Genomic DNA, 2,937 nt, shown 5'->3' on the forward strand with positions numbered 1-2,937 from the left:
TCAACCCCGCCATGCCCTGTCCGTCGGAGCGCGTGTCCTGGTTTAGCCCGATGATCCGCAGCGGATAAAGTGCATTGTGTGCCCCTAGACGCAGATGCACACATCGCCTTTACTCATACAGGTCGGAAAGCGTTATGAAGCGCGTACAGTCAGCGTCCCTTTCTTTGGTCGTTATGGAAACGGGATTCTTCGTGAACAAGTAGCAAGTATCGATCTCAAGGTCTTTGAGTAGATGCCTTTTGTCGAGTAGCGTGCTCACCGTATCGCTTTCGTTAAACGAGTTACGATATTTACATTCACCGATGAGAGCGTGACCGCTCGTACGGCTTGCTGCGATCACGTCTATATCGGTTTGAGTTTTTGTCTTAGGATCCGTTCCCCACCATGTACCTACCGTCGTCGCATTCACCGGAAGTTTGCCGAGAAGTGCTTCTGCTAGCAACCATTCAAGGCAAACGCTCTCAAAGCGATGCCCCAAATACTCACCAAGAGTCTCTGGTGTCACCGTGCGGAAAGCAAGATCACCAGCACCCGATTCGATATCCGCTACGACTGGTGAGACGAAACGGTACCAAAAAGCATAGCAAGCGTCCCGTAAGCGATATATGCCCTTTCTGCTGCGGTGCGGGTTCTCCCCAAAAGGAACGATACGTTCGACAATGCCTAATTCCATGAGCACGTGGAGATAGCGCGGTAAGTGTCCGCGCTCTATACCTGTAGCATTCGCTATCTCGTTCTGCTTGTTGGCTCCATGTGCGATCGCTCGCAGAATCGAGTTGTAGAGCGCCGGTTCTCTCAGCTCTTGCCTCAATAGCATCGTGGGCTCCCCGAACAAAAAGCCCTCAGGACTGAAGAATAGATCGCGCAAGTTCTCGTTGAGCGACAACGAAGGATCCACTTGAGCTAGGTAATACGGTATGCCTCCGATGCAAGCGTAGTAGCGGAATGCATCATCATGCGAAACGTTCCCAAGCATTCGAGCCGCATCTCGATAGCCGAACGGCTCGACTTTGATCTGGGCCGTACGCCGTCCATGAAGCGGGCTCTTCTTTCCGAGGACGTTACTTTCCATGAAGCCTTGATTGCTGCCGCAAAGCACAATGCACATGTTCGTGTCTTTGAACTTATGATCGATGGCAATCTGTAATTTTGAAGGAAGAGCCGGATTAGCTTGAGCTGCATAGGGAAACTCATCGAAGATAAATAGAAGCGGCTTATCGGCCGCTAAGTCTGCCAGATAGTCAAATGCAGCATCCCAGCTCTCAAACGCAAGCCCGTGTGGCAGTCCATAGTGCTCTGCGATCAGTCTTGCAAAGTCTTTCAGGTTGTCGTTGTCGCTTTGCTCTTGGGCCGTATAGAAGAGCGCGGGCTTGTCTTGAGCGAAGAACGACAGCAGCGTGGTTTTGCCAACGCGTCGCCTCCCATACATTACAACCATCTGGAAGGTTTGCTTTGTATAGCATTTTTCTAATACGCTCAGCTCTCGTTCTCTACCTACAAACATCAGTACTCCCTCACGACTCTCGTATATAAGATGAATACGATTATGATGTTTGTAGTTATCTTATCACTCCCTATATTATAGAGACCTTTCTAAAATCAATGCGCTTTATCCGCCGCGGATCATAGGGCTGAACCAGGACGAGAAGGCCTCAGGCGGCATGGCGGGGCTTACCTTCGCGTTTAAGCGATCTCTATATACAGGCAATTTTGGAGAGCTGAGCTCTTCCTGGACAGAATCTCAAGCTCCTGTTCCCTATAGGTGGGGGAATACAGGTGGAGATCTAGTTCAGAGTGTCAAGGATAAAGTTGTTTCAGTAAGAAAAGCATGGCTGGATAAAGGAACCGCATTAAGCAATATTGCATATAACTCAGCTCGATGCTTCCTTTTTTCGATGTATGAGCTTGGCTACAACCCATCAGGCAGCACAAGCGGGCTTGGAGTAGGTAAAAATAAAGACGAGATGTATCTTGCTTTCAGCAGTCAAGGAATGACGCTTAGTAATAACGATAAGAAAAATAATGAGGAAATCATTCCGACAATCTTCAGCTGTTCCTCTGGATTATGGCTGCGTGACAGGCTGGAAATGACAGGTGGTTATTTTACGACTGCGTGCTTTGTTCCCGGGTATGGTTTCCTTAATCAGCATAATAATATATCACGCAATATGATACCTGGCTTTTGCTTATAGCCACTAATGAAGCTTCGTAACATCAATTTTTCGTGTTTTAAATCGAATGGGAGGTGAGGAAAATACCCCTCACCTCCCATTCACTTCCCGGTTTATGTTGCTCTTTAACACCCGATCACTATAGACAAAAGCTAGGAGCAATGGATCTGCTAATATTCAGAAACGAAGGCGTATTACTTATTAAATGTACTGAATAGCCAGTCTGAAAATCATAACCAGAAGGGAATAAATCTCTTGTATAGGTTGCTCCAACATCATGCAAAATCCTTGCGTATACTTTGTCGCCTTCTCCAAATGCATAGCCTTGGCTTGAAAAGCCGAGATAGATTTCATTTCGATTCTTTCCGACACCTAAGTCAGAGATATGTCCGTCGCTTCTGACTGCATATCCAATTTCGCTGAGTGATAAAATAAAACTCTTCATTTCTTGACCTGCTGTTCCGGTCAATGATGCTTCTAGTTGCTTTTTTTGTACTGAAACAAGAACATTTTTTACAGAGTCACACAACGCTCCACCCTCGCGTAGAAATCTACCTACGGTGGTCCCATATATACTAGAACTTGTATCGCCATCATCTTTGAAGCGATAAGTCTCAGAGGTGGGCTGTCTAAACATAAACGTGAGGCCTGCCATACCTTTGCCATCAGCCCGTGTGTCCTGGTTCAACCCGATGATCCGCAGCGGATAAAGTGCATTGATTGGCAAAGTGGTGGTCTTAGGAAACGGCATCCGCTGACTCTAAGT

Annotated in this window: 3 protein-coding genes; 1 reads left to right on the forward strand and 2 read right to left on the reverse strand. The window is 47.1% G+C overall.

What is annotated here, in order from left to right; genetic code table 11:
* Positions 1-109 precede the first annotated feature (109 nt).
* Positions 110-1,504, reverse strand: coding sequence for an ATP-binding protein (locus NFR19_RS08770; RefSeq protein WP_251213413.1), 1,395 nt, complete (start codon positions 1,502-1,504; stop codon positions 110-112).
* Positions 1,505-1,661: 157 nt separating this feature from the next.
* Here NFR19_RS08770 and NFR19_RS08775 point away from each other — a divergent pair, with 157 nt between their 5' ends.
* Positions 1,662-2,192: a hypothetical protein gene (locus tag NFR19_RS08775; RefSeq protein WP_251213414.1), complete on the forward strand. Its 531-nt coding sequence runs from the start codon at positions 1,662-1,664 to the stop codon at positions 2,190-2,192.
* Positions 2,193-2,310: 118 nt separating this feature from the next.
* Here NFR19_RS08775 and NFR19_RS08780 read toward each other — a convergent pair whose 3' ends face one another.
* On the reverse strand, positions 2,311-2,922 hold the full coding sequence (locus NFR19_RS08780) for a hypothetical protein (protein ID WP_251213415.1): 612 nt from the start codon (positions 2,920-2,922) through the stop codon (positions 2,311-2,313).
* Positions 2,923-2,937: the final 15 nt, after the last annotated feature.

It is taken from the genome of Adlercreutzia murintestinalis (genome assembly GCF_943192905.1).
GTDB classification, from domain to species: Bacteria; Actinomycetota; Coriobacteriia; order Coriobacteriales; family Eggerthellaceae; genus Adlercreutzia_A; species Adlercreutzia_A murintestinalis.